Genomic DNA, 22,521 nt, shown 5'->3' with positions numbered 1-22,521 from the left:
TAAGGATGTAGATGGTATCTAAAAAGATTAAAGTTTACATATCATGAGGTTATCGGCAATTCAATTATGTCTAATAACTATACAAAACAAGAAGGCAGCCGGCTAAATTACTACCGGCTGCCCTTTAATTTACTTCTTCGATTTCTTCTTTTCAATCGCTACCAGAAAAGGAGGCGAATGGCGCTGGTTGATGAATTCGTATTTCAAGACGTCATATGAAACCTGCGGAAGGCTTTGAACGAATTCCATGACGGCGTCGCGTTCTTCGCTGCCGCCGTCATGGCCGCTGTAGATGACGACGAGCAAAAGCCCTTGTTCTTTTAACAGGCTCAAGCATTGCTCCATGGCCGCAAGCGTACTTTGGGCTTTCGTGATGATGCTATGGTCGCCTTTTGGCAAATAGCCCAGGTTGAAGACAGCGGCAGAAATCGGTTCGCTGACGTAGTCAGTGATTTTGGCGTGGCTGTCGTGGACCAGTTCCACATGCGTGAATTCTTCCACACGTTTTCGTGTCGCCTCTATGGCGTCCTGCTGGATATCAAAAGCAAATACTCTACCGTTGCGGCCCGTCAGTCCGGCTAGAAAATGGGTGTCGTGGCCGTTTCCGGCAGTGGCATCAATGACTGCATCTCCGGGACGCACCGTTTGTTCCAATAAACTTTTGGTAAAAGGCAATACGCGCTGCAAAGTCATATTTCCACACGCTCCGTATACAATTTTCCTTGCCAGCTGCCCCGGGCTTCGAGTTCGGCGTCGATGCCGTTCAGCACGTCCCATTTGTTGGCGCTCCACATCGGTCCGATCATCAAATCGATCGGGCCGTCTCCGGTAATGCGCTGGACGACCATCTCCGGAGGCAGGACTTCCAGCTGATCCGCAACAAGTTGGATGTATTCTTGCTTGTCCAGAAATTCAACCATCCCTTTTTCATATTGCTTCACCATCGGCGTCCCTTTCAGCAAATGAAGCAAATGGATCTTGATGCCTTGGACATCGAGTTTCGCGACTTCGCGTGCCGTTTCCATCATCATGCCGCGGTCTTCAAGCGGTAAGCCGTTGATGATGTGCGTGCAGACCCGGATGCCGTGTTTGCGGAGTTTTGCCACTCCTTCGACGTAAGCTGTGTAGTCATGAGCCCGGTTGACGAGCAGGGCAGTTCGTTCATGGACGGTCTGAAGGCCCAGCTCTACCCATAAGTAAGTGCGTTCATTCAGTTCCGCCAAGTATTCCACAACGTCATCCGGCAGGCAGTCGGGACGCGTCGCGATGCTTAAGCCGACGACGTTTTCCTGTTGCAATGCAGCTTCAAATTTTTCCTTGATTACTGGAAGCGGTGCATGGGTATTCGTGTACGCCTGGAAATACGCCATGTATTTTCCGTCTTTCCATTTGCGGTGCATTTTCGTTTTGATTTTATCAAATTGGACAGCGATCGGATCAACCCGGTCGCCGGCAAAATCGCCGGATCCCGCCACACTGCAGAATGTGCAGCCACCATGGGCAACGGTTCCATCGCGGTTTGGGCAGTCAAAGCCGGCATCGAGTGCGATTTTCATGATTTTCATGCCAAACTCGTCGCGCAAATGGCGGTTCCATGTATAGTAGCGTTTGCTGTCAGATGGAAAAGGCAAAGTAGAATTCATCTTAAAACAACTCCTCTGAAAGGTATTGTATCACGGGCGGAAAAGGAGCTACAACGCCTGAAAAATCTGATTTTACGGGTCTCGAAATATTTATCTTGTAGGAACGAATCAAAAAGAATACAATGACTTTTGGAATTGGAATATGAGGAGAGATTAGGATGCCAAAACGCGTCTGGCTTTTGATTATCGGAATGCTCGTCAACGTGACGGGGAATTCGTTTTTATGGCCTTTGACTACTATATATATGCACGACCATTTAGGGAAATCGTTGTCGCTTGCCGGGCTCGTATTAATGGCCAATGCAGGAGCAGCGGTAATCGGGAATTTGCTGGGCGGTGCACTTTTTGACCGGTTCGGCGGCTATAAATCGATCCTTGGCGGCATCATCATAACAACCATTGCTTTGACCGGATTAACTTTGTGGCACGAGTTTCTGCCATTTGTCATTTTTTATACGATTATCGGGTTTAGCGGCGGCATCGTGTTCCCGAGTATGTACGCAATGGTAGGCACCGTTTGGCCGGAAGGCGGACGCAAAGCGTTCAACGCCATTTACTTGGCACAGAACGTGGGCGTAGCCATCGGGCCGGCGATGGCCGGAATACTCGCGGCTTATCGCTTTGACTTTATATTTGCAGCGAACTTGGGAATGTATCTGTTGTTTTTCTTGATTGCCTTATTCGGCTTCAAGTCGATGTCGATTTCTCCGGTGTCGCATACATCGGTGTTCAATGAAGGAAAGCGGATCCGCAAAAAAGCGCCGTTCAATGCGTTGATGATCGTTTCCGCCGGCTATCTGTTGTGCTGGATCGGCTATGTGCAATGGCAATCGACGATTTCCGCCTATACGCAGGAAATCGGCATTACGCTGACCCAGTATAGTTTGTTGTGGTCATTGAATGGCTTTTTGATTGTGGCAGGTCAGCCGTTTATCCGGCCGATCATGAAACGGATTGAAGACAATATCAAACGCCAGCTCGTCATCGGCATGGGCATCATGATCGTTTCTTATGTAATTGTTGCATTTGCCCAGGACTTCTCGATGTTTGTGGCAGCCATGGTCGTGTTGACCATCGGGGAAATGTTCGTATGGCCAGCGGTTCCAGCACTGGCAAATCAGCTCGCACCAAAAGGCCGGGAAGGCTTTTACCAGGGAATCGTCAACAGCGTGGCAACTGGCGGCCGCATGATCGGACCGCTTCTTGGCGGTGTGATGGTCGATGTGTACGGCATGCCGGCGTTGTTCCTCCTGGTGACGGTGCTGATCGCTATCGCAATTGTCACCGCGTTATTATACGATCGTCCGCTTAAGGCAGAAAAAGCTGCACAGCTGCAGGAAAATTATAATTGATTGAATAAAAGAGGCTATCCAGTGTACTAAACGCTTCGCTAGCTTTGCTGCAAAGGAGTTGTCCCAAATGACCTTGGGGACAACTCCTTTCTTCATGTTGCGTTTTAAATCGGAGTTTGTTTAAATTAGAAGAGAAAGCGCTTTATTTAAATAATATTCTGTAAAGTCGAATGGAGGCCACTTTTAATGAAACCGATTTATGGTTCTGCTCAAGAAGCAGTTGAACAAATACAGGACGGCGCCACAATTATGGTGGGCGGGTTCGGTTTGGTTGGAATTCCGGAGCAATTGATCCTGGCGCTTGTAGACAAAGGGGTAACGGACCTGACCGTTATTTCCAATAACTGCGGCGTGGATGAATGGGGTCTCGGCTTATTGCTGAAAAACAAACAAATCAAAAAGATGATCGGTTCTTATGTGGGCGAAAACAAAGAATTCGAACGCCAGGTGCTGTCCGGTGAAATCGAAGTGGAATTGACGCCGCAAGGCACATTGGCTGAAAAAATGCGGGCAGGTGGAGCCGGCATTCCGGCATTCTTCACTCCGGCGGGCGTTGGCACAACGGTTGCGGAAGGAAAAGAAATCCGTGAATTTGACGGCAAAGAATACGTATTGGAGCATGCCTTGAAAGCGGATTTCGCTTTAGTGCGTGCAGCCAAAGCCGATAAAATGGGCAACTTGGTCTACAATAAAACAGCACAAAACTTCAATCCGTTGGCAGCAGCGGCTGGTAAAATCACAATTGCCGAAGTCGAGGAAATCGTGGAGATCGGCGACATCGACCCGAACCAAGTCCAGACGCCAAGCATTTACGTGCAAGGCTTGCTTCAAGCCAAACAGGAAAAACGAATTGAACGCTTAACCACTCGATCGGTATAAGAAAGGACGGGAATTCTGTGGACAAGAACTTAGTGAGAGAACGAATTGCCAGACGCGCCGAAAAAGAAATCAAAGACGGCGATTACGTGAACCTGGGCATCGGCATGCCGACGCTTGTAGCGAATTTCATTTCTGACAACAAAAGCGTTGTGCTGCAATCTGAAAACGGCTTGCTTGGCATTGGGCCTTATCCGACAGAAGACGAAGTGGATCCGGATTTGATCAACGCAGGCAAAGAAACAGTCACAACGATTCCAGGATCCGCTTTCTTTACAAGTGCTGAATCGTTCGCGATGATCCGCGGCGGCCATATTGATGTAGCCATTCTCGGCGGCATGGAAGTGGCAGAAAACGGGGATTTGGCGAACTGGATGATTCCGGGGAAAATGATTAAAGGCATGGGCGGCGCAATGGACTTGGTGCACGGCGCAAAAAAAGTCATTGTCATCATGGACCATGTGTCAAAAGACGGCTCACCGAAAATCAAAAAGCAATGCGATCTGCCTTTGACGGGCAAAGGCGTTGTCAATAAAATCATCACAGAACGCGCCGTCATCGAAGTGACGGAAAATGGACTTGTATTAACCGAAGTGTTTGAAGGCTTCACGGTGCAGGACATCATCGATTCAACCGATGCACCGCTGAATACGGAAAACGTGAAAGTGTCATAATGTATTGCCAAAGGCCGGCGGCTCCGATAGAATAAGGAGTAATAGCAAGTGGCTGTGAAGAGGAGCAGTAGATTGTGTCTATTCTTGAAGAGAGCCGGCGGGTGGTGCAAGCCGGTGAATAGAGCAGTTGAACTCGCCTTGGAGTCCGTGTATGTGAATGGAGTAATATACACCGTTTTCCGCGTTAAGGAGTCAAGTTGAGCGGTCTGCCGCTAATTTGGGTGGTACCGCGGGAAGCTCCCGTCCCTTATTTATGAGGGACGGGAGTTTTTATTTTTGAGGAGGAACAGAGATGACATTCAAGCACAAGACAGTTGAAAAGAAATGGCAAAAATACTGGGATCAAAACAAAACCTTCAAATTGGAAACGGATTTTTCCAAACCGAAGTTTTATGCGTTGGATATGTTCCCATACCCTTCAGGCGCCGGCCTTCACGTCGGACATCCGGAAGGATACACAGCAACCGACATTTTGAGCCGCATGAAACGCATGCAGGGCTATAACGTACTTCACCCGATGGGCTGGGATGCATTCGGCCTTCCGGCAGAGCAGTATGCGCTTGATACCGGCAACGACCCGGCGGAATTCACGGCGAAAAACATCGAGACATTCAAACGCCAGATCCAGGAACTTGGATTTTCCTATGACTGGGACCGCGAAGTAAATACGACAGATCCGAAATACTACAAATGGACCCAATGGATTTTCATCCAGCTTTACAACAAAGGCTTGGCCTATGTTGATGAAGTAGCGGTCAACTGGTGTCCGGCACTTGGCACCGTCCTTGCCAACGAAGAAGTGGTCGACGGCGTGTCAGAACGCGGTGGACACCCGGTTGAACGCCGCCCGATGCGCCAGTGGGTGCTTCGCATTACGGAATATGCGGACCGTTTGCTGGAAGATTTGGATGAATTGGACTGGCCGGAAAGCTTGAAAGATATGCAGCGCAACTGGATCGGCAAATCGGAAGGGGCGGAACTTGAATTCCAAGTGGACGGCAACGGCCATTCATTCCGTGCTTTCACGACCCGCCCGGATACGATTTTCGGTGCAACTTATGCAGTTTTGGCACCGGAACATAAACTAGTGGCTTCGATTACAACGGAAGACCAAAAAGCAGCAGTTGAAAAATACATCGACGACGTAAAAACGAAAAGCGATTTGGAACGCACTGATTTGGCAAAAGAGAAATCCGGCGTATTCACCGGCGCTTATGCAATCAACCCGGTAAGCGGCGAGAAAATGCCGATCTGGATTGCGGATTACGTGTTGGCAACTTACGGAACGGGTGCCATTATGGCGGTTCCGGCGCACGATGAGCGCGACTATGAATTTGCGAAGCAATTCGATCTGCCGATTGTGGAAGTGGTTTCTGGAGGCGATATTTCAACGGAAGCTTATGCAGGCGACGGCGAATTGATCAACTCCGACTTCTTGAACGGCTTGAACAAAAAAGAAGCGATTGCACGCGCGATTGCCTGGCTTGAAGAGCACGGCGTCGGCGAAAAGAAAATCACGTACCGTTTGCGCGACTGGCTGTTCAGCCGCCAGCGCTACTGGGGCGAGCCGATTCCGATCATCCACTGGGAAGACGGCACGATGACGCCGGTTGACGAAAAAGATCTTCCGCTGATGCTGCCGGTTACAACCGACATTAAGCCAAGCGGAACAGGCGAATCGCCGCTTGCCAATATTACCGAATGGGTCAATGTGGTTCATCCGGAAACCGGCATGAAAGGGCGCCGCGAAACCAACACAATGCCGCAATGGGCAGGCAGCTGCTGGTATTACTTGCGTTACATCGATCCAAACAACGAAGAAGCATTGGCAGATCCGGAATTGCTGAAGCACTGGCTTCCGGTTGACGTTTACATCGGCGGAGCAGAACATGCGGTACTTCACTTATTGTACGCACGCTTCTGGCACAAAGTGCTTTACGACATCGGCGTGGTTTCCACAAAAGAGCCATTCCAGAAATTGTTCAACCAGGGCATGATCCTGGGTGAAGGCAACGAAAAAATGTCGAAATCCAAAGGCAACGTGGTCAACCCGGACCAGATCATCGAAAGTCATGGAGCCGATACGCTTCGTTTGTACGAAATGTTCATGGGGCCGCTTGAAGCATCCATTGCCTGGTCGACAAACGGCCTTGACGGTGCACGCCGATTCCTTGACCGGGTATGGCGCCTGTTGGTGGAAGAAGAGCAGTTGAGCAGCAAAGTCGTTGACGCCAATGACGGTAAACTGGAAAAAGTCTACCACCAGACCGTCAAGAAAGTGACAGAGGATTTTGAAGGGCTGCGTTTCAATACAGCCATTTCACAAATGATGGTCTTCATCAACGAAGGCTATAAAGCGGATGCGATTCCAAAAGAATACGTCGAAGGCTTTGTAAAACTTCTTTCTCCGATTGCACCTCACGTGGCAGAAGAACTTTGGGAGAAATTGGGCCATACAGAATCGATCACGTATGCGGCTTGGCCGGAATTCGATGAGTCGAAAATGGTGGACGACGAAATCGAAGTGGTTGTCCAAGTAAACGGCAAAGTCAGAACAAAACTGGTCATTGCCAAAGATTCAACGAAAGAACAACTGGAAGCTGCAGCACTTGCTGATGAGCACATCGTGAAAGCGGCTGAGGGCAAACAAGTCCGTAAAGTCATCGCGATTCCAGGGAAATTGGTCAATGTAGTTATCGCTTAATAAGTTTAAAGCCTGTCCAGCAGAGCTGATGCTCATGCCGGACAGGCTTTTTTTGTTTGCTGCAAGTAAAATTGGAGTAGGTGCAAATAAAAGGTGAATGCCGCAAGTAAAGGTGCTCTTGTTGCAAGTAAAAACGATATACTGCAAGTAACCGGACATTTTCCGCAAGTAATGGGAATATGTGAAGGGAAGCACAGTGAAATAGTGAAACGCAGATAAAACTCCAGAATCGCAGATAAATTTTCAGTATCGTAGATAAAACCCGAAAATCGCAGATAAACGAAAATAAAAGCAGATAAACAGAAGTGAAGAGACAAACACCTTCGATAAAATCCACAAGCCTGCATCCTCCACCCAATATTCTCGTCCTATTAAAAAACGCCCGCTAAAAGCGGACGCTGCCATTCCTATTAAGCTTCTCGTGCAAAAGCTGCGGCGCTTTGTCCGGCGACATTGCCCGTCACCAAAGCGGAGGTGATGTTGTAGCCGCCGGTATAGCCGTGGATATCCAAAATTTCACCGCAGAAATAAAGGCCGGGCTTTTTGCGGGAAGCCATCGTTTTCGGTTCGATTTCTTTGATTGACACACCGCCGCCCGTGACAAACGCTTTTTCAATCGGCTGGGTGCCGGTCACGAACATCGAGAATGCCGTCAGTTGCTGAGCCAGTGCGCGTACTTTGTCGCTTGCCAGTTCTGCGCCGATCGCTTGCGGATCGATTCCGGCGCGTTCCATCAAAAACAGCAGCCAGCGTTCCTGGGTGATGCTTTTCCAGACGTTTTTCACCGCTTTTTTCGGCTCGTCTTTCATCATTTTATGGAGCAGCTGGAACGCCGATTCGGCATTTTCTTCCGGCAGCGTGTTGATGCGCATTTCTACCGGCTGTTGGCCGTTTTTCTTCATTTCTTTGACAACGTACTGGCTGCAGCGTAGAACTGCCGGTCCGCTGAGGCCAAAGTGAGTAAACAGCATATCCATCTGGTGAGTGACAAGCAGCTTGCCTTTTTTATTCAGTACGGATACAGCGGCATCGCGAAGGGCCAATCCTTGCAGTTCCCGGCCGACAATGAACGGCTCTTTGGACAGGAGCGGAACTTCCGTCGGATACAAATCCGTCACAGTATGTCCGGCTTTTTCTGCCCATGGGTAGCCGTCTCCGGTTGAGCCGGTCTGCGGAACCGCTTTTCCGCCGACTGCGACAACAACCGCCCGTGCCGTAAATTCTTCTCCGGAATGGAGGCGGACACCGGTCACTTTGGCATCGGTCATCAGCAATTTTTTGACCGGGGAATCAAGCATCACTTTGACGTTCAGCCGGTCCATTTCCCGGAACATGGCATCTGCCACGTCCTGTGCCCGGTTCGAAACAGGGAACATGCGGCCGTGGTCTTCTTCTTTCAAAGCGACGCCAAGGCCTTCAAAGAAGGCGATGATGTCTTCGTTATTAAAGACGGAAAACGGGCTGTATAAAAAGCGGCCATTTCCCGGGATGTGTTTCACAATTTCTTCAAGCGGCAGCCGGTTGGTGACGTTGCAGCGTCCGCCGCCCGAAATCACCAGTTTTTTGCCCAGCTTTTTGCCCTTTTCAATCAACAGCACTTTTTGGCCGGAAGCGGCCGCGGCGATGGAAGCCATCAATCCGGAAGGGCCGCCGCCGATAATTATTACATCATACATAAAATAAGAACTCGCTTTCGTTTTTATTAGTGTCCAGACTCCAGCGCCTAGCTCCTCGGCCATAAGCCAGCCCAGTGTCTAGTCTCCAACGCCTAGCTCTTCAGGACATAAGAAAGCCCAGCTATGTGGCAGAGACCGCCACTTCGCTGTTCTGTCTTATAACTGCCGGAGCTGATCAGGCGCTTCCGCTTTTCTCAAGTATACACCATGGAAGAAAACTCGTTGAGTAATTTCTTTTATAGGTGTAAACTATCGTGTAGATTGTTTTTTTTATTAGAAAAATGTCAGGAAGTGTAAAATGTCAACGTTAATAAAAGGAACCGCTATTTTAACCATGGGTTTGTTTTTATCTAAAATCCTTGGGGTCATTTATGTCATTCCGTTCTACGATATGGTTGGGAAAGAGAATATCGGCCTTTACCAGTATGCGTACATACCTTATAACTTAATGCTGTCGCTGGCGATATCAGGAGCGCCGATTGCGTTCTCGAAATTTGTCGCAAAATACAATTCACTCGGTGATTACGAAACCGGCAGGAGATTATTGAAATCCGGCCTGACGACTATGATGATCACCGGTTTTGTTTCGTTTTTGTTTCTTTATTTCTTTGCCGGTCCGCTTGCGGAACTGACAATTGATGAAAAAGACAAAGTCAATTCGGTCCAAGATGTAAAAGAAGTGATTCAATGGGTAAGTTTTGCGTTGATCGTTGTGCCATTCATGAGTTTGTTCCGAGGATTCTTCCAAGGCTATAATTTCATGATGCCGACGGCCGTTTCGCAATTGATTGAACAGATTGTCCGCATCGTTTTCCTGCTTGGCGGAGCGTACCTGGTTCTGAATGTCTTTAACGGAACTCCGGAAACTGCTGTGCAGATTGCCGTGCTTTCCGCATTTGTCGGGGCGCTTGGCGGCGTCCTTGTCCTGTTCTATTATTGGAGAAAGAAAAAACCGGAGTACAACGAACTCCGCGCCAAGTCGGCCGAGTCTTATGACGTCCGGCTGCGCGATATGTACAAAGAAATCGCGATTTATGCCTTGCCGGTCGTGTTTCTTGGAATTGCCAATCCGCTGTTCCAGTTTATCGACATGCTGACATTCAACAATGCAATGAGCACCACGGAAAACGCAGCCAATTCAAGCATTTACTTAGGAATTTTAAACTTGACCGCCCATAAACTGGTGATGATTCCGGTGATGCTTGCGACTGGATTCTCGATGGCGCTTATTCCATTGATCACCAAATACTTTACCAATCAACAATTCAAGTCTGTAAACCGAACCTTGGACCAGACTTTCCAAATTCTTTTATTCTTGACCTTGCCGGCTGTAGTCGGCATGACGATGCTGTCGGATGAACTGTACCATGTGTTCTATGAAATCAGTGAACCGGGTTCGGAAATTTTGGCGCATTATTTGCCGGTTGCCATCCTGTTTTCCATGTTCCCGGTGACGGCTTCGATTTTGCAGGGGATCAATCAGCAAAAATGGATCATTTTAAACTTGTCGATTGGCCTATTGCTGAAGCTTGCATTGAATATTCCATTGATCCGCATGTTTGAAACTGACGGAGCCATTGCTGCGACCATTATCGGTTATGTGGTCGCCATCACCATGAACTTAGGCGTCATCTTCAAAACGATGAATTACCGTTCGAATATGGTGCTGCGCCGCATCCTGTTGATTGTCATTTTGAATGCCATTATGGCTGGAGCAGTTTTTGCTTCCCTTGCAGGGTTGGATTTGTTCGTCGGAATGGATTCGAAATTCCATTCACTGGCCCGCATTCTCATTGTCGGAGGAATCGGCGGAGCGGTTTATGGATACCTCAGCTTGAAAACGGGTATCGCGCAAAAGCTATTGGGTGAACGGCTGACAAAATACACACGTAAATTCGGTTTTTAGGAGGGGCATTGTGCGCATAGATAAATTTTTATCGAATATGGGCTATGGATCCCGCAAAGAAGTAAAAGTCCTGCTGAAGTCCAAAGCGGTGGAAGTGAACGGCCAAGCCGTCCGCGATCCGAAAGTCCATGTGGATGAAGCAGCGGATGTAGTGACAGTAGGCGGAGAGAAAGTCGACTACACTGAATTTATATACTTGTTGATGAACAAGCCGCAAGGCGTGATTTCCGCAACGGAAGATAAATACGACCAGACCGTCATCGATTTGCTGGGGGAAGCGGAGCAGAATTTTGAACCGTTTCCGGTCGGCCGTTTGGATAAAGACACAGAGGGCTTTCTGTTGATTACAAACGACGGCAAATTGGCGCATGAGTTATTGTCGCCAAAAAAGCATGTCGATAAGAAATATTTCGCCGTGATTGATGGTGTGGTAACGGAAGAAGACGGGGAAGCGTTCAAGCATGGTGTCATGCTTGACGACGGCTATGTGACAAAGCCGGCTTTTCTTGAGATCCTGAAAAGCGGGGAACAATCAGAGATTCAATTGACGATTACAGAAGGCAAGTTCCATCAAGTGAAGCGGATGTTTCAAAGTGTCGGAAAAGAAGTGACTTATTTGAAGCGCCTGTCGATGGGGCCGCTTGAGCTGGATCCCAATTTGCAGCTCGGGGAATACCGCCATTTGGCAGAAGAAGAACTAGATGCTTTAAAACAAAGAAAATGACCGCAGATATTGCGGTCATTTTCTTTATGCAGGGGAAAATTTAAGCTTGCGCTTTTCTTGGGATGTCTAGACTCCAGCGCTTTTCTCAGGATGTCATTTTGACTTTCTTGTGCGTCGTTGTCCATTTGCCGCGAGTTGGACTTTCTACCAAATCGTTAAAGGCTAACACATTCAAATCTCTTTGAATGGTGCGAGGAGTGATGCCGAATTCATCGACAAGATCTTGCGTAGTTACAGTTCCGTTATCACGGATGTACTTATACATATCTTTAATACGAATTAGCATGCGATCAGTTGTTGGTTTCAAGTAAGAACCACTCCTTCATCTTTTTTCCTGTAGGCAAAGACTAGCGGACGAATGGCTGAGTTATACTCAGCAGGTTTGAAATAAATGCCAAAGACATCCCCTTTTTTTATAAAAATCTGTCAGTCGGTATTATCTGACAATTTGATTATAGCGAAAAAGTATTCGAATATCTACAAATAACGTTTATTTCACATAAACTTAACATTCTTAAAGACAGGATTATTTTCGCAATTTTGAGGTTGGTTCTTTAAATTTTTCTCAAAAGGTGTACAATAGCGTTAATAAAAGGGGAGTGAAAAATGGACTGGCATACAGAAGCAGAAAAAAGAAGAGACAAAATCATTGAGGAATTGCGAAGCTTAATTGCAATCCCGAGTGTGTTGAGTGAAGACGCAACACCGGAAGCCCCTTTTGGAACAGAAGTGAAACGTGCATTAGAGTGGTTTATGGATAAAGGTGAAGAGCGCGGCTACCGTGTGAAAAACGTAGCCAATGTAGCAGCCCATCTTGAAATCGGAGAAGGGGAAGAGCTGCTGGGCATCCTGGGCCATGTGGATGTTGTGCCTGCTGGGGCCGGATGGACGAAAGAGCCGTTTGGCGGCGAAGTAGAAGGCGGCAAATTATACGGCCGCGGATCTATCGATGACAAAGGACCGACCATTGCCGCTTGGACTGCATTGAATATGGTGAAAGAAGCAGGTTTTGAGTTTGATAAACGGATTCGCCTTATTATCGGAACTGACGAAGAAAGTGGATTCCGCTGTGTCGACCGTTATTTTGAAACCGAGGAAATGCCGACGATCGCTTTTGCACCGGATGCCGATTTCCCGATCATTCATGCTGAAAAAGGCATTGCGTCTCTTGCGTTTTCCAAAAAGGAATGGAATCAACCGGACGCCTTGCGGTCATTCGCTTCCGGGAAACGGACCAATATGGTGCCGGATTTGGCAGAAGCAATCGTGGATGGAAATATAGCGGATTGGCAGTCGCAGTTTGATGAATTCTGCAGCAAATACAAAGTTGTAGGCACATGCGAACAAGTGAATGAAGGCATCAAATTGACCGTACACGGAAAATCGGCGCATGCCATGGAACCGGACGACGGCGTTAATGCCGGCATCCTGCTGGCGGTCTTTTTGAAAGACCAGTTGGCTGGAGACGGCAAAGAATTTACGGCGTTTGTTGCAGATAATTTCTACAATGATTCGCGCGGCCGTGGGTTCGGCCTGGAGTACAAGGATGACATTTCCGGTGATACCACATTTAACGCCGGTATTCTGCAGTTTGAACAGGGCAAATTGGCAGCAGTTGAAGTCAGCATGAGGTATTCAATCAGTTATCCATTTGAAGAAAAGATGGCTGACGCGAAAACGGACGCTTTTTCAATGGAAATTCGCTCCAATTCGACTCCTCATTACGTGGATGAAAACGATCCATTCATCCGAACTCTTCAAAACGCTTACGAAAAACAAACTGGCAAGACCGCGGATCTTCTAGCCATCGGTGGCGGAACTTATGCGCGCGTGCTGCAAAAAGGCGTGGCATTTGGCATGCTGTTCCCAGGTGAAAAAGATGTCGCCCACCAAGCGGATGAATTTGTCGATATCGACAATTTAATTAAAGCGACAGCGATTTACGCTGAAGCCATTTACCAATTAGCATGCAAGAAAAGCGGAGAAGTTTGATTTCCGCAGTGGGCAAATGAAAGACCCGTGGAATGCGGCATTAGAAAATGAGGAAAGAGGGATTTGACATGGAGTGGATTTTGCATAACGGTGAGTTTATTCGGGAAAATGAGTTGAACATATCAAAAGAAGACCGGGGGTACCAATTCGGCGACGGGATTTATGAAGTCATCCGGGTATACGAAGGCAATTTGTTTACGGCTAAAGAACATATCGACCGTTTTTATGACAGCGCAGAAAAAATCAAAATAGTCATTCCCTATACAAAAGATGTTTTCCACAAAATGATGTATGACTTGGTGGAAATGAACGAAATTGACAATGGCCAAGTGTATGTACAAATTACGCGCGGGGAAGCTATGAGACAGCATCATTTCCCGCAAGCAACTTCTCCAGTGCTTGTCGCATATCCAAAGAAAGTGGAGCGGCCGGTGGAAATGATGAAAGCGGGCGTAAAAGCGGTATTTATTGAAGATGTCCGCTGGCTGCGCTGCGACATCAAAAGTTTAAATCTTCTTGGCAACGTGTTGGCGAAGCAGGAAGCTCATGAAGCAGGTGCATATGAAGCGGTTCTGCACCGCGGCGAAGTGGTGACCGAAGGATCTTCTTCAAATATGTACGGAATTAAAAACGGTGTCATCTATACACACCCAGCTACAAACTTGATCTTGAACGGCATTACGCGACGTGTGATCTTGGAACTGTGCAAAGAACAGGGCATTACGGTTCAGGAAACGGCATTCACCAAAACGGAAGCGCTCGAAATGGATGAAATCTTTATGTCGTCTACGACCGCAGAAATCATGCCGATCATCCAAATCGACGGCCAGAACATTGGGGAAGGAATCCCTGGTGAATTAACGGAAAAACTTCAGCAGGCGTTCGAAGCGAATTTAAAATTAACGGTAAAATCATAAATGACACAAAGTGATCGGCGAAAGCCGATCGCTATTTTTTTGTGGTGATATCAATGGTAAACTGAAGAGAGGTGATGACTTATGCAGGCACATTATTTTATTGGCATCAAAATCCCTGAGCCAACGGCAAAAAGGCTGGACCAGGCAAGGAAAAGCTGGAATCTTAAAAGCCATAAGCGTTACACCCATTGGGTCGACATGCACATCACACTTCTTTTTATCGGCAGCGATCCGCATGGCGAAATTCAGGAGGTGCAGCAGGCACTTTCCAAAATCCAGCAGGCACCGTTTGAATTGACGACAAGCACTGTAGAAACTTTCGGCAATCCTGCTACACCGCGCATTGTGTATGCAGCGGTGGAAGACAGTCCGGCGCTTGCAGAATTGCAAGCAAAAGTCAGGGAAGCGTTGCGTCCGTTCCGATTGAATCCGGATGGAAAGCCGTTTGTCCCCCACATCACCTTAGCCGGGAAATGGGCTGGCGGGCCGCCGCTTGAGACTGAAATGACGATTCCGGCCATGTCATTTCCAGTAACGGAATTCACTGTTTTCCGGATTGAGCCCGGCAGTGTGCCGAAGTATATACCAGAAGCAAGCTATCAACTGAAAGAAAGCGTTTAAACACGCGATAGGCGAGAGCAAATGAAAACAGTATTCATCATAAATCCAGTGGCCGGCAACGGCAATGCCTTAAAAAAATGGAGCCGCTTTGCCGAAACCATCCGTTTTCCATATGAAACGGTGCTTACGCAAAAGGCCGGGCATGCGATAACGATTGCCCGCTCCTATAAAGAAGCGGGGGAGAAAACGCTGATCGTCGGATTTGGCGGGGACGGCACCTTGCGCGAAATCATAGCGGGAGCGGCAGGAGCCGAGAATTTGTTGGTTGGCGCGATAGCAGCAGGATCCGGCAATGATTTCGGAAGAGGGTTCCACTCTTTTCAAAATGCTGAATCGATTGCGGAATTTTTAAAGCATCCAGAAGCCGTGCGGGAAGATTTAGGGGAACTGCAAAATGGCGGCATCCACCGCTTTGCCAGCAGTTCCGGCATTGGTTTGGATGCGGAAATATCGGCATTGGTCAACCTTTCAACATTAAAGAGATGGCTGAATAAAATCAATGCCGGAAAATTGGTTTACTTGTTGTATGTGGTTTTGACACTGGCACGCTTCAAGAAATTTCAGCTCACGGTTGAACAGCAAGGGCGGAAGACGGTTTTTGAAGATGTCTGGCTCGCTACGGTCAGCAACCAGCCTTATTTTGGCGGGGGCATGAAAATATCACCCGCTTCGAAAACCGATGACGGCTTGTTGGAACTGACGGTGGTCCACGGCATTTCCCGCTTGAAACTGCTGCTGGTCTTTGGTACGGTTTTTACCGGAAGCCATACGCGGTTTAAAGAAGTGCACCAGACGAGCAGCACTGAATTCAAGCTGGCGGTTGATGGGGCGATTTTCCGGCATACAGACGGAGACTACGCAGGAAAAACACCTATTCACGAAGCGGTAAGTTATACTGTAAGCGAGCATCATTGGTATGCCGTAAATACAAGGAAGAAAGAGGAACGTAAATGAGATCACGTTATAAACCATGGGCAGCCGATTTGATCGCTGCCAATCCGGAAATTGTTATTCCGAATCCGGAGCAGCAAAAAGGCAAATGGAAAGAAGTTTTCGGCAATGACAAGCCGCTTCATATTGAAGTGGGAACAGGCAAAGGCCGTTTTATCCTCGGCATGGCAAAAGCCAATCCTAAAGTCAATTATATCGGCATCGAGTTGTTTGACAGTGTCATCGTCAGTGCACTCGAAGGGGTCCTTGAAACGGAAGGAGGCATTCCAAACTTGCGATTGCTCCGGGTTAACGGAGCCGACTTGCTGGAGTTCTTTGAAAAAGGCGAAGTTGACCGCATCTATTTGAACTTTTCCGATCCGTGGCCAAAAACGCGCCACGCGAAGCGACGCCTTACGTACAAGACATTTTTAGCGCTTTATGAATCGGTCTTGCCGGAAAATGGGGAAATCCATTTTAAAACCGATAACCGCGGACTTTTTGAATACTCGCTTGTCAGCATGTCGGAATACGGCATGCTGCTGAAGGATGTTTCTTTGGATCTTCACGCAAACGAACCGGAATGGAACATTATGACCGAATATGAAGAAAAGTTCTCGAAAAAAGGACAGCCGATTTACCGGCTGGAAGCACAATTCAACGCGAATTAAGGACTGGGAGGAATTTGGGGATGGAGAAATTTCAGTTTCATGACATGGCATTAACTTGGTTGGACGGGGGAACAACTTGGCTGGACGGAGGCACAATGTTTGGGGTGGTGCCGAAAGTCGTCTGGTCAAAACGCTATCCGGTAAACGAAGGGAACCAGATTGAATTGCCGACGCATCCAGTGTTGGTGCAGTATAAAGGGCATAACATCATCATTGACAGCGGGCTCGGCTCAGGAAAGCTGACAGACCGCCAAAAACGGAATCTCGGCGTATCCGCCGAATCGCGCATTGATGAAAACTTGGCAGAACTCGGGCTGACTGCTGCAGACATTGACACGGTCTTGATGACGCATCTGCACGGAGACCATGCGGCCGGATTGACGAAGCCACAAGGCGATGCGTACGTTTCGGCATTTCCAAATGCCAAAATTCATGTTTCCGCCGTTGAGTGGGAAGAAATGCAGCATCCGAATATCCGTTCCAGAAATACATACTGGAAAGAAAACTGGGAGCCGATTGTGGAGCAAGTGGAAACCTTCGAAGGCGAAAAGACCTTGTTCGATGCCATTACGATGATCCACACAGGCGGCCACTCCAACGGCCACAGCGTCATTAAAATGGAAAGCGGCGGCGAAACGCTCCTGCATATGGGAGATATTATGCCGACGCATGCCCACCAAAACCCGCTATGGGTGCTTGCTTATGACGACTATCCGATGGATTCCATTTACGCCAAGGAAAAGCTTATGAAAGAAGCGCTCGAAAACGGTTATTACTTCTCGTTTTACCACGACGCTTACTACCGCGTCCTTAAATGGAGTGCGGATGGCAAAGAGATTGTAGAATCGGTGCAATACCAAGAGAAAAATCTATAAATAAAAAAGCCGGCTGAATGCCGGCTTTTTTGTTTCATAATGTAGATAAAGGCAAAATTAAACGAATAGCGATGCATAAAACCAACCGGACCGGCCACTTCGCTTTCCGTGGGCTCAGCTTCAGCCTCCTCGCCGCTTTGCGCCTGCGGGGTCTTCAGCTTTCGCTGTCCCACAGGAGTCTCCGTGGCCGGACCGGTTGGGGGCGTCTCTCTTTGATTCGATTGTGAACGTGAATCGGGTTGTAGCCTAAATAGATATTCCTAAGAGGAAAAGCGACATCTCTGGATAGCCTTCATGTTCAGGATCCGGAGTGGGAGCCCGCGGAACGCGTCCGGCTGAAACGGAGGATCCGGGATTTCCTTTCTAGTCGAATATTTATTCAGCAACCATGTGTAAAGGTCTATCGTCTATACGCTCAAATAAAAGAGCCGGCTGAATGCCGGCTCTTTTTTTTAGACTTTATTTACTTCAAGAACAGCTCCGGTATACGCATCTGCCAAAAACTCGAATTGCTCGAGCTCGTCTTCACGGTGCCGGGTAATGCCGCCTTTATAAACTTCTGTTGAAACTGCATGCTGTTTGTACGGTTCGGTTTTCATGAAAATCCACGAGCCGTCGATCGGTCCTTCTTCTTTAAACGCTGATTTGACGCTTTTCAATACATCGTCAGCCGGGTAAAGCGTAGCTTTTCTGTCATAGACTTCTTTGATGATATAAGTCGCTGCAACACCCGCTGCAAATCCAACCAATAAATCTCGATTTTTCACAAGAATCCCTCCTATACGTGCTCCATAAATTGTAACACAAAATTTTATTTCGCCATACCAAAGTGCTAAGCGGAATGTATTTCTTTCGATAATCGAAAGAAGAAGCTGGAAATCAGCCCAAAAAAGCTCTAAACTTGAATTAGCAATCCATTAGGAGGAACACTTAGATGAATAGTGAAACGCGCGAGTTATTTAAAACATTAACTGAACTTCCTGGAGCTCCGGGAAATGAACATGCAGTGAGAAAGTTTATGAAGCAAGAACTCGAAAAGTATTCAGATGACGTAGTGCAAGACAATCTGGGCAGCATCTTTGGCGTCAAGAACGGCCCGCAGGACGGACCGAAAATCATGGTGGCCGGCCATATGGATGAAGTCGGCTTTATGGTGACGCAAATTACCGACAACGGCATGCTCCGTTTCCAGCCTTTAGGCGGTTGGTGGAACCAGGTAATGCTTGCCACACGCGTGGAAATCATTGCCGGCGACAAAAAAATCCAGGGCGTGGTTGGCTCCATTCCACCGCACTTGCTCAGTGAAGAAATGCGCAGCAAGCCGATGGACATGAAAAACATGCTGATTGATATCGGTGCAGACGACAAAGAAGATGCCCTGTCATTCGGCATCCGCCCAGGCCAGCAGATTGTGCCATTCAGCCCGTTCACTCCGATGGCAAACGATAAAAAAATCATGGCAAAAGCTTGGGACAACCGCTACGGCTGCGGATTGGCCATTGAATTGCTGAAAGAACTGAAAGATGAACAATTGCCGAACCAATTGTATTCAGGTGCAACCGTCATGGAAGAAGTGGGGCTTCGCGGAGCTCAGACGGCTGCTGCAATGATTCAGCCGGATTTGTTCTTCGCATTGGATGCGAGCCCGGCAAACGATGCCAACGGCGATAAAAATGAGTTTGGCCAACTAGGAAAAGGCGCATTGCTACGCATCCTGGACCGGACGATGGTTACGCATCGCGGCATGCGTGAATTTATCCTGGATACAGCAGAAACGCATCATATCCCGTATCAATACTTCGTTTCACAAGGCGGAACGGATGCAGGGCGTGTGCACACAGCCAACGACGGCATTCCGAGTTCGGTTATCGGCATTTGTTCCCGCTATATCCATACTTCTGCATCGATTATCCATACAGATGACTACGCAGCAGCAAAAGAATTGATTACGAAACTTGTCAAAGCGGCTGACCGCACGACACTTGAGACCATTAAACAAAACGTCTAAAAAAGTGCCTTCGGGCTCTTTTTTTTTGAAAGGAATGAAAGGCATGAAAAAAATCAAAGCAGCAATCGCTTCGAAAAACCCGGCTAAAGTAAAAGCGGTGGAAGCGGTTTTGGAAAAACTGGAAATGGCGTATGATTTGGCCCAAGCAGATGTGGAGTCCGGAGTTTCCGCTCAACCGCTGTCTCTTGAAGAAACAAGGCAAGGAGCGGTTAACCGTTCGAAATCGGCACTGACTGGAACACTTGATCTGGCGATTGGCCTGGAAGGCGGCGTCTATGACCTGGAAGGGCAAATGTATTTGTGCAACTGGGGAGCCTTGTGGACGAAAGAAGGGCGCCTTTATACAGCAGCTGGCGCACAAATACCTTTGCCGGATGAGATTGCCGGGAAATTACGCGCCGGCCAAGAACTGGGGCCGGTGATGGACGTCTTTGCAAATGAAACCGGCATTCGCCACCATAAAGGAGCAGTCGGGATATTGACTGCAGAGCTTGTCAATCGGAATGAGATGTTCGAACATATTGTCAGCCTATTAGTCGGACAATATATCCGGGACATCGATACAGTTGCAAGTGTCCCGAAACATCTTTAAAATAAGAACAAGTATGGATAGGGAGGAATAAGTGTGCCTCGTAAAGGATTTATTGCAGGAATAATCATATCGGCGGCTGTCTTGGGCGGCTGTCTGGCATTGCCGGAAGAACGCATTACGGACGGCGTGGCAAAAGTGGCTGCAGCTTTTGAAGATGAGCCGGTTGAAACCAATGAAAGTTCAGATGGGACAGAACTTTATGTGCCAAGAAGCTATACCATTGAGGAGCCTTCCGATAAACAAAATATCATGATCACCAAGGGAAGCGATTCCTATGCGTTATTTATTAACCCGAACGAGGCAGCAGACAGCACGTTATTCTATGACCTTCAAAAAGCCAATCCAGAACAACAATGGGTAGCTGATGAAACTTTCGAGCAAAGTGGACGGTTTGGCTTCACAACCGTCCGGGAAATCGCTGAAGACCGCTATGAGTTGGTCGTAAGCGCTGGCGGCGTCAAGATGACCACCATTTCCGAAGAGCGTGATATTGAAAAAAACATGGACTGGATGATGAAGACAGTCCGATCAATTGAAAACTAGACGATAGGGGATAGCCGTATGAGAACGTTAACTACTACTGAAGAATTTCATGAATTGGCAGCCAACGAGCCGGTTGTGTTTATGTTTACTGCAGGCTGGTGCCCGGATTGCCGTGTGATTGACCCGGTAATGCCTGAAGTTGAATCGTCTTTCAGTGATTTTACATTTGTGTCGGTAGACCGCGACAATTTTATTGATTTATGCATTGAAAAAGACATTTATGGCATTCCGAGCTTTCTTGCTTATACGAACGGCAATGAGGCAGGGCGTTTTGTCAGCAAAGACCGTAAAACACAAGAAGAGATTGAGGCTTTTTTGACCAATCTGCCTAAATAACAAAATGACGGTTCGCCATTTCTGGCAGAGCCGTTTATTTTTGAAAGAAGGGATTTTTAGATGAAACCGACTGAACTGATCAACCTCTTAAAAGAACGGATGCCGAGCGAACAGCTTGAATGGCGCCATGACCGCGAAAAAAATAATTTGCATATCCGCCATAAAGGCATTGGAAAAGGAATGACGCTTGGCGTGCCGCAAGTGATCAACCGGTATGAGGCAAAAGGCGAAGCTGCCATCCAGGAGATTGTCTATACGATTACGGAAACTTTTGATGCCATGGAAAAAGAGTCGAAAGGCGAACTCAAATCGTCCGAGCATATCTACCCGGTCATCCGCTCGACATCGTTTCCGACAGAATCCAACGAAGGCCATAAATTCGTCACATCCGACCATACCGCGGAAACACGGGTGTATTATGCCTTGGATGCCGGCACCACCTATCGCTTAATTGATGAAAATATGTTAAATTCATTAAGTCTCACCGTAGAGCAGCTGAAGGAAATTGCCAAATTTCAGGTCAAAAAACTAAAAACAGCTGTGAAAGAAGACAAAGTCGCGGGCAATGTGTTTTATTTCCTAAATGAAAACGACGGCTATGACGCTTCGCGTATATTAAACGAAACTTTTCTTAAAGACATGAAAACTAAAATAACAGGTGATATGACCGTATCAGTGCCGCACCAGGATGTGCTGATCATCGGCGATATCCGAAACGAAACGGGTTACGACGTATTGGCCCAAATGGCCATGCATTTCTTTACCAACGGCAAAGTGCCGATTACTTCGTTGTCATTCATCTATGAAAACGGAGAATTGGAGCCGATTTTCATCCTGGCCAAAAATCGACAAAACAAGGAGAACGATAAAAAATGAATGCATTCTACAATAAAAACGGCATAGGCGATGTCCTATTGGTTCAACTTCAAACAGAAACTCCTGAAAAAATCCATACAGAACAAATGGACGATGTCACACTGATCAAAGATGAAAATGGCAACATTGCCGGTTTCAACTTATTCAGTGCTTCAACGTACATGGATTTGGGAGAGGCCGCTTCAGTGGACGTATCTGAGGAATTGGTGACAGCCTTGCAAAATGCTCTGGAAAAGAACGGTGTGGACTTGACGCTGGAAGTCGACCTGTCTCCAAAATTTGTAGTCGGCTATGTAGAAGCGAAAGAAAAGCATCCCAATGCAGATAAACTAAGTGTTTGCCGGGTTTCCGTCGGCACGGAGGAATTGCAGATTGTCTGCGGCGCTCCGAATATCGATCAAGGCCAGAAAGTAGTGGTTGCCAAAGTCGGTGCTGTCATGCCGTCTGGAATGGTGATCAAAGATGCCGAGCTTCGCGGTGTTCCATCAAGCGGCATGATTTGCTCTGCAAAAGAATTGGCATTGCCGGATGCCCCACAAGAAAAAGGAATTCTTGTTCTGCCGGAAGATGCAGAAACTGGTTCCGCATTTGAAGTGAAGGCGTGA

23 protein-coding genes and 1 other annotated feature are annotated in these 22,521 nt (G+C 47.7%); of the genes, 18 read left to right on the top strand and 5 right to left on the bottom strand.

Annotated elements, in window-relative coordinates:
• Positions 1 to 129: 129 nt before the first annotated feature.
• Complete coding sequence (locus tag HU147_RS16820) at positions 130 to 693, bottom strand: class I SAM-dependent methyltransferase (RefSeq protein WP_224077305.1); 564 nt, start codon at positions 691 to 693, stop codon at positions 130 to 132.
• Entirely contained in the window at positions 690 to 1,643 is a 954-nt protein-coding gene (locus HU147_RS16815) for a TIGR01212 family radical SAM protein (protein ID WP_224077304.1), read from the bottom strand. The genes HU147_RS16820 and HU147_RS16815 overlap by 4 nt, the downstream gene beginning before the upstream one ends.
• 158 nt (positions 1,644 to 1,801) lie before the next feature.
• On the opposite strand from HU147_RS16815, the gene HU147_RS16810 reads away from it, so the two are divergent.
• The 4 genes from HU147_RS16810 (at position 1,802) to leuS (ending at position 7,249) form a co-directional block, all read left to right on the top strand.
• Positions 1,802 to 2,995 carry an MDR family MFS transporter gene (locus HU147_RS16810; protein ID WP_224077303.1) on the top strand — a complete coding sequence of 398 codons (1,194 nt, stop codon included), beginning with the start codon at positions 1,802 to 1,804 and terminating at the stop codon, positions 2,993 to 2,995.
• A 186-nt stretch (positions 2,996 to 3,181) separates the two neighbouring features.
• Positions 3,182 to 3,874: a CoA transferase subunit A gene (locus HU147_RS16805; RefSeq protein ID WP_224077302.1), complete on the top strand. Its 693-nt coding sequence runs from the start codon at positions 3,182 to 3,184 to the stop codon at positions 3,872 to 3,874.
• A 17-nt stretch (positions 3,875 to 3,891) separates the two neighbouring features.
• On the top strand, positions 3,892 to 4,545 hold the full coding sequence (locus HU147_RS16800) for a 3-oxoacid CoA-transferase subunit B (protein ID WP_036802200.1): 654 nt from the start codon (positions 3,892 to 3,894) through the stop codon (positions 4,543 to 4,545).
• Between the two features lie 45 nt (positions 4,546 to 4,590).
• Positions 4,591 to 4,796: a binding site (T-box leader), on the top strand.
• A 41-nt stretch (positions 4,797 to 4,837) separates the two neighbouring features.
• Positions 4,838 to 7,249: a leucine--tRNA ligase gene (leuS, locus tag HU147_RS16795; protein WP_224077301.1), complete on the top strand. Its 2,412-nt coding sequence runs from the start codon at positions 4,838 to 4,840 to the stop codon at positions 7,247 to 7,249.
• 410 nt (positions 7,250 to 7,659) lie between these two features.
• Here the strand turns inward: leuS and HU147_RS16790 are convergent, their stop codons facing one another.
• Positions 7,660 to 8,925 carry an NAD(P)/FAD-dependent oxidoreductase gene (locus tag HU147_RS16790; RefSeq protein WP_224077300.1) on the bottom strand — a complete coding sequence of 422 codons (1,266 nt, stop codon included), beginning with the start codon at positions 8,923 to 8,925 and terminating at the stop codon, positions 7,660 to 7,662.
• A gap of 298 nt (positions 8,926 to 9,223) precedes the next feature.
• Here HU147_RS16790 and HU147_RS16785 point away from each other — a divergent pair, with 298 nt between their 5' ends.
• Positions 9,224 to 10,831 carry a putative polysaccharide biosynthesis protein gene (locus tag HU147_RS16785; protein WP_224077299.1) on the top strand — a complete coding sequence of 536 codons (1,608 nt, stop codon included), beginning with the start codon at positions 9,224 to 9,226 and terminating at the stop codon, positions 10,829 to 10,831.
• A 10-nt stretch (positions 10,832 to 10,841) separates the two neighbouring features.
• Positions 10,842 to 11,555 (top strand): pseudouridine synthase, encoded by a 714-nt coding sequence (locus HU147_RS16780; RefSeq protein ID WP_224077298.1) that lies wholly within the window; start codon positions 10,842 to 10,844, stop codon positions 11,553 to 11,555.
• Positions 11,556 to 11,640: 85 nt separating this feature from the next.
• On the opposite strand, the gene HU147_RS16775 is transcribed toward HU147_RS16780, so the two are convergent.
• Positions 11,641 to 11,862 (bottom strand): DeoR family transcriptional regulator, encoded by a 222-nt coding sequence (locus HU147_RS16775; protein WP_036802205.1) that lies wholly within the window; start codon positions 11,860 to 11,862, stop codon positions 11,641 to 11,643.
• 299 nt (positions 11,863 to 12,161) lie between these two features.
• Between HU147_RS16775 and pepV the strand changes: the two genes are divergently transcribed.
• The 6 genes from pepV (at position 12,162) to HU147_RS16745 (ending at position 17,561) form a co-directional block, all read left to right on the top strand.
• A complete protein-coding gene (gene pepV / locus HU147_RS16770) occupies positions 12,162 to 13,547 on the top strand; it encodes a dipeptidase PepV (protein WP_224077297.1) in 1,386 nt (461 codons plus the stop codon).
• A 68-nt stretch (positions 13,548 to 13,615) separates the two neighbouring features.
• Positions 13,616 to 14,464: a D-amino-acid transaminase gene (gene dat / locus HU147_RS16765; RefSeq protein ID WP_224077296.1), complete on the top strand. Its 849-nt coding sequence runs from the start codon at positions 13,616 to 13,618 to the stop codon at positions 14,462 to 14,464.
• 81 nt (positions 14,465 to 14,545) lie between these two features.
• Positions 14,546 to 15,085, top strand: coding sequence for an RNA 2',3'-cyclic phosphodiesterase (gene thpR, locus HU147_RS16760; RefSeq protein WP_224077295.1), 540 nt, complete (start codon positions 14,546 to 14,548; stop codon positions 15,083 to 15,085).
• A 21-nt stretch (positions 15,086 to 15,106) separates the two neighbouring features.
• Positions 15,107 to 16,039, top strand: a complete 933-nt coding sequence (locus HU147_RS16755) for a diacylglycerol/lipid kinase family protein (RefSeq protein WP_224077294.1) — start codon at positions 15,107 to 15,109, stop codon at positions 16,037 to 16,039.
• Positions 16,036 to 16,686: a tRNA (guanosine(46)-N7)-methyltransferase TrmB gene (gene trmB, locus HU147_RS16750; RefSeq protein ID WP_224077293.1), complete on the top strand. Its 651-nt coding sequence runs from the start codon at positions 16,036 to 16,038 to the stop codon at positions 16,684 to 16,686. Before HU147_RS16755 ends, trmB begins: the two co-directional genes overlap by 4 nt.
• Before the next feature lie 20 nt (positions 16,687 to 16,706).
• On the top strand, positions 16,707 to 17,561 hold the full coding sequence (locus HU147_RS16745; RefSeq protein ID WP_224077292.1) for a YtnP family quorum-quenching lactonase: 855 nt from the start codon (positions 16,707 to 16,709) through the stop codon (positions 17,559 to 17,561).
• 452 nt (positions 17,562 to 18,013) lie between these two features.
• On the opposite strand, the gene HU147_RS16740 is transcribed toward HU147_RS16745, so the two are convergent.
• Positions 18,014 to 18,328, bottom strand: coding sequence for a PepSY domain-containing protein (locus HU147_RS16740; RefSeq protein WP_224077291.1), 315 nt, complete (start codon positions 18,326 to 18,328; stop codon positions 18,014 to 18,016).
• Positions 18,329 to 18,495: 167 nt separating this feature from the next.
• Between HU147_RS16740 and HU147_RS16735 the strand changes: the two genes are divergently transcribed.
• Genes HU147_RS16735 through ytpR form a run of 6 tightly spaced genes read left to right on the top strand, consistent with a single transcriptional unit; the run spans position 18,496 to position 22,521 of the window.
• Entirely contained in the window at positions 18,496 to 19,569 is a 1,074-nt protein-coding gene (locus HU147_RS16735; RefSeq protein WP_224077290.1) for a M42 family metallopeptidase, read from the top strand.
• Positions 19,570 to 19,612: 43 nt separating this feature from the next.
• The gene (locus HU147_RS16730; protein ID WP_224077289.1) at positions 19,613 to 20,161 is read left to right on the top strand and encodes a DUF84 family protein; all 549 of its coding nucleotides are present in this window, start codon (positions 19,613 to 19,615) and stop codon (positions 20,159 to 20,161) included.
• A 33-nt stretch (positions 20,162 to 20,194) separates the two neighbouring features.
• Positions 20,195 to 20,704, top strand: a complete 510-nt coding sequence (locus HU147_RS16725; RefSeq protein WP_224077288.1) for a hypothetical protein — start codon at positions 20,195 to 20,197, stop codon at positions 20,702 to 20,704.
• 18 nt (positions 20,705 to 20,722) lie between these two features.
• Positions 20,723 to 21,040: a thioredoxin family protein gene (locus HU147_RS16720; RefSeq protein WP_224077287.1), complete on the top strand. Its 318-nt coding sequence runs from the start codon at positions 20,723 to 20,725 to the stop codon at positions 21,038 to 21,040.
• A gap of 60 nt (positions 21,041 to 21,100) precedes the next feature.
• The gene (locus HU147_RS16715) at positions 21,101 to 21,916 is read left to right on the top strand and encodes a DUF1444 family protein (RefSeq protein WP_224077286.1); all 816 of its coding nucleotides are present in this window, start codon (positions 21,101 to 21,103) and stop codon (positions 21,914 to 21,916) included.
• Complete coding sequence (gene ytpR, locus HU147_RS16710) at positions 21,913 to 22,521, top strand: YtpR family tRNA-binding protein (protein WP_224077285.1); 609 nt, start codon at positions 21,913 to 21,915, stop codon at positions 22,519 to 22,521. The genes HU147_RS16715 and ytpR overlap by 4 nt, the downstream gene beginning before the upstream one ends.

The organism is Planococcus chinensis (genome assembly GCF_020071995.1).
Taxonomy (GTDB): domain Bacteria; phylum Bacillota; class Bacilli; order Bacillales_A; family Planococcaceae; genus Planococcus; species Planococcus chinensis_A.
This window is presented reverse-complemented; position numbering and strand designations above follow the sequence as displayed.

What these genes read in the sequence shown, in the direction of transcription:
- HU147_RS16820 (WP_224077305.1), bottom strand. Translation starts at nt 693, where the DNA reads ATGACTTTGCAGCGCGTATTGCCTTTTACCAAAAGTTTATTGGAACAA.
- HU147_RS16815 (WP_224077304.1), bottom strand. Translation starts at nt 1,643, where the DNA reads ATGAATTCTACTTTGCCTTTTCCATCTGACAGCAAACGCTACTATACA.
- HU147_RS16810 (WP_224077303.1), top strand. Translation starts at nt 1,802, where the DNA reads ATGCCAAAACGCGTCTGGCTTTTGATTATCGGAATGCTCGTCAACGTG.
- HU147_RS16805 (WP_224077302.1), top strand. Translation starts at nt 3,182, where the DNA reads ATGAAACCGATTTATGGTTCTGCTCAAGAAGCAGTTGAACAAATACAG.
- leuS (WP_224077301.1), top strand. Translation starts at nt 4,838, where the DNA reads ATGACATTCAAGCACAAGACAGTTGAAAAGAAATGGCAAAAATACTGG.
- HU147_RS16790 (WP_224077300.1), bottom strand. Translation starts at nt 8,925, where the DNA reads ATGTATGATGTAATAATTATCGGCGGCGGCCCTTCCGGATTGATGGCT.
- HU147_RS16785 (WP_224077299.1), top strand. Translation starts at nt 9,224, where the DNA reads ATGTCAACGTTAATAAAAGGAACCGCTATTTTAACCATGGGTTTGTTT.
- pepV (WP_224077297.1), top strand. Translation starts at nt 12,162, where the DNA reads ATGGACTGGCATACAGAAGCAGAAAAAAGAAGAGACAAAATCATTGAG.
- dat (WP_224077296.1), top strand. Translation starts at nt 13,616, where the DNA reads ATGGAGTGGATTTTGCATAACGGTGAGTTTATTCGGGAAAATGAGTTG.
- thpR (WP_224077295.1), top strand. Translation starts at nt 14,546, where the DNA reads ATGCAGGCACATTATTTTATTGGCATCAAAATCCCTGAGCCAACGGCA.
- HU147_RS16755 (WP_224077294.1), top strand. Translation starts at nt 15,107, where the DNA reads ATGAAAACAGTATTCATCATAAATCCAGTGGCCGGCAACGGCAATGCC.
- trmB (WP_224077293.1), top strand. Translation starts at nt 16,036, where the DNA reads ATGAGATCACGTTATAAACCATGGGCAGCCGATTTGATCGCTGCCAAT.
- HU147_RS16745 (WP_224077292.1), top strand. Translation starts at nt 16,707, where the DNA reads ATGGAGAAATTTCAGTTTCATGACATGGCATTAACTTGGTTGGACGGG.
- HU147_RS16735 (WP_224077290.1), top strand. Translation starts at nt 18,496, where the DNA reads ATGAATAGTGAAACGCGCGAGTTATTTAAAACATTAACTGAACTTCCT.
- HU147_RS16730 (WP_224077289.1), top strand. Translation starts at nt 19,613, where the DNA reads ATGAAAAAAATCAAAGCAGCAATCGCTTCGAAAAACCCGGCTAAAGTA.
- HU147_RS16720 (WP_224077287.1), top strand. Translation starts at nt 20,723, where the DNA reads ATGAGAACGTTAACTACTACTGAAGAATTTCATGAATTGGCAGCCAAC.
- HU147_RS16715 (WP_224077286.1), top strand. Translation starts at nt 21,101, where the DNA reads ATGAAACCGACTGAACTGATCAACCTCTTAAAAGAACGGATGCCGAGC.
- ytpR (WP_224077285.1), top strand. Translation starts at nt 21,913, where the DNA reads ATGAATGCATTCTACAATAAAAACGGCATAGGCGATGTCCTATTGGTT.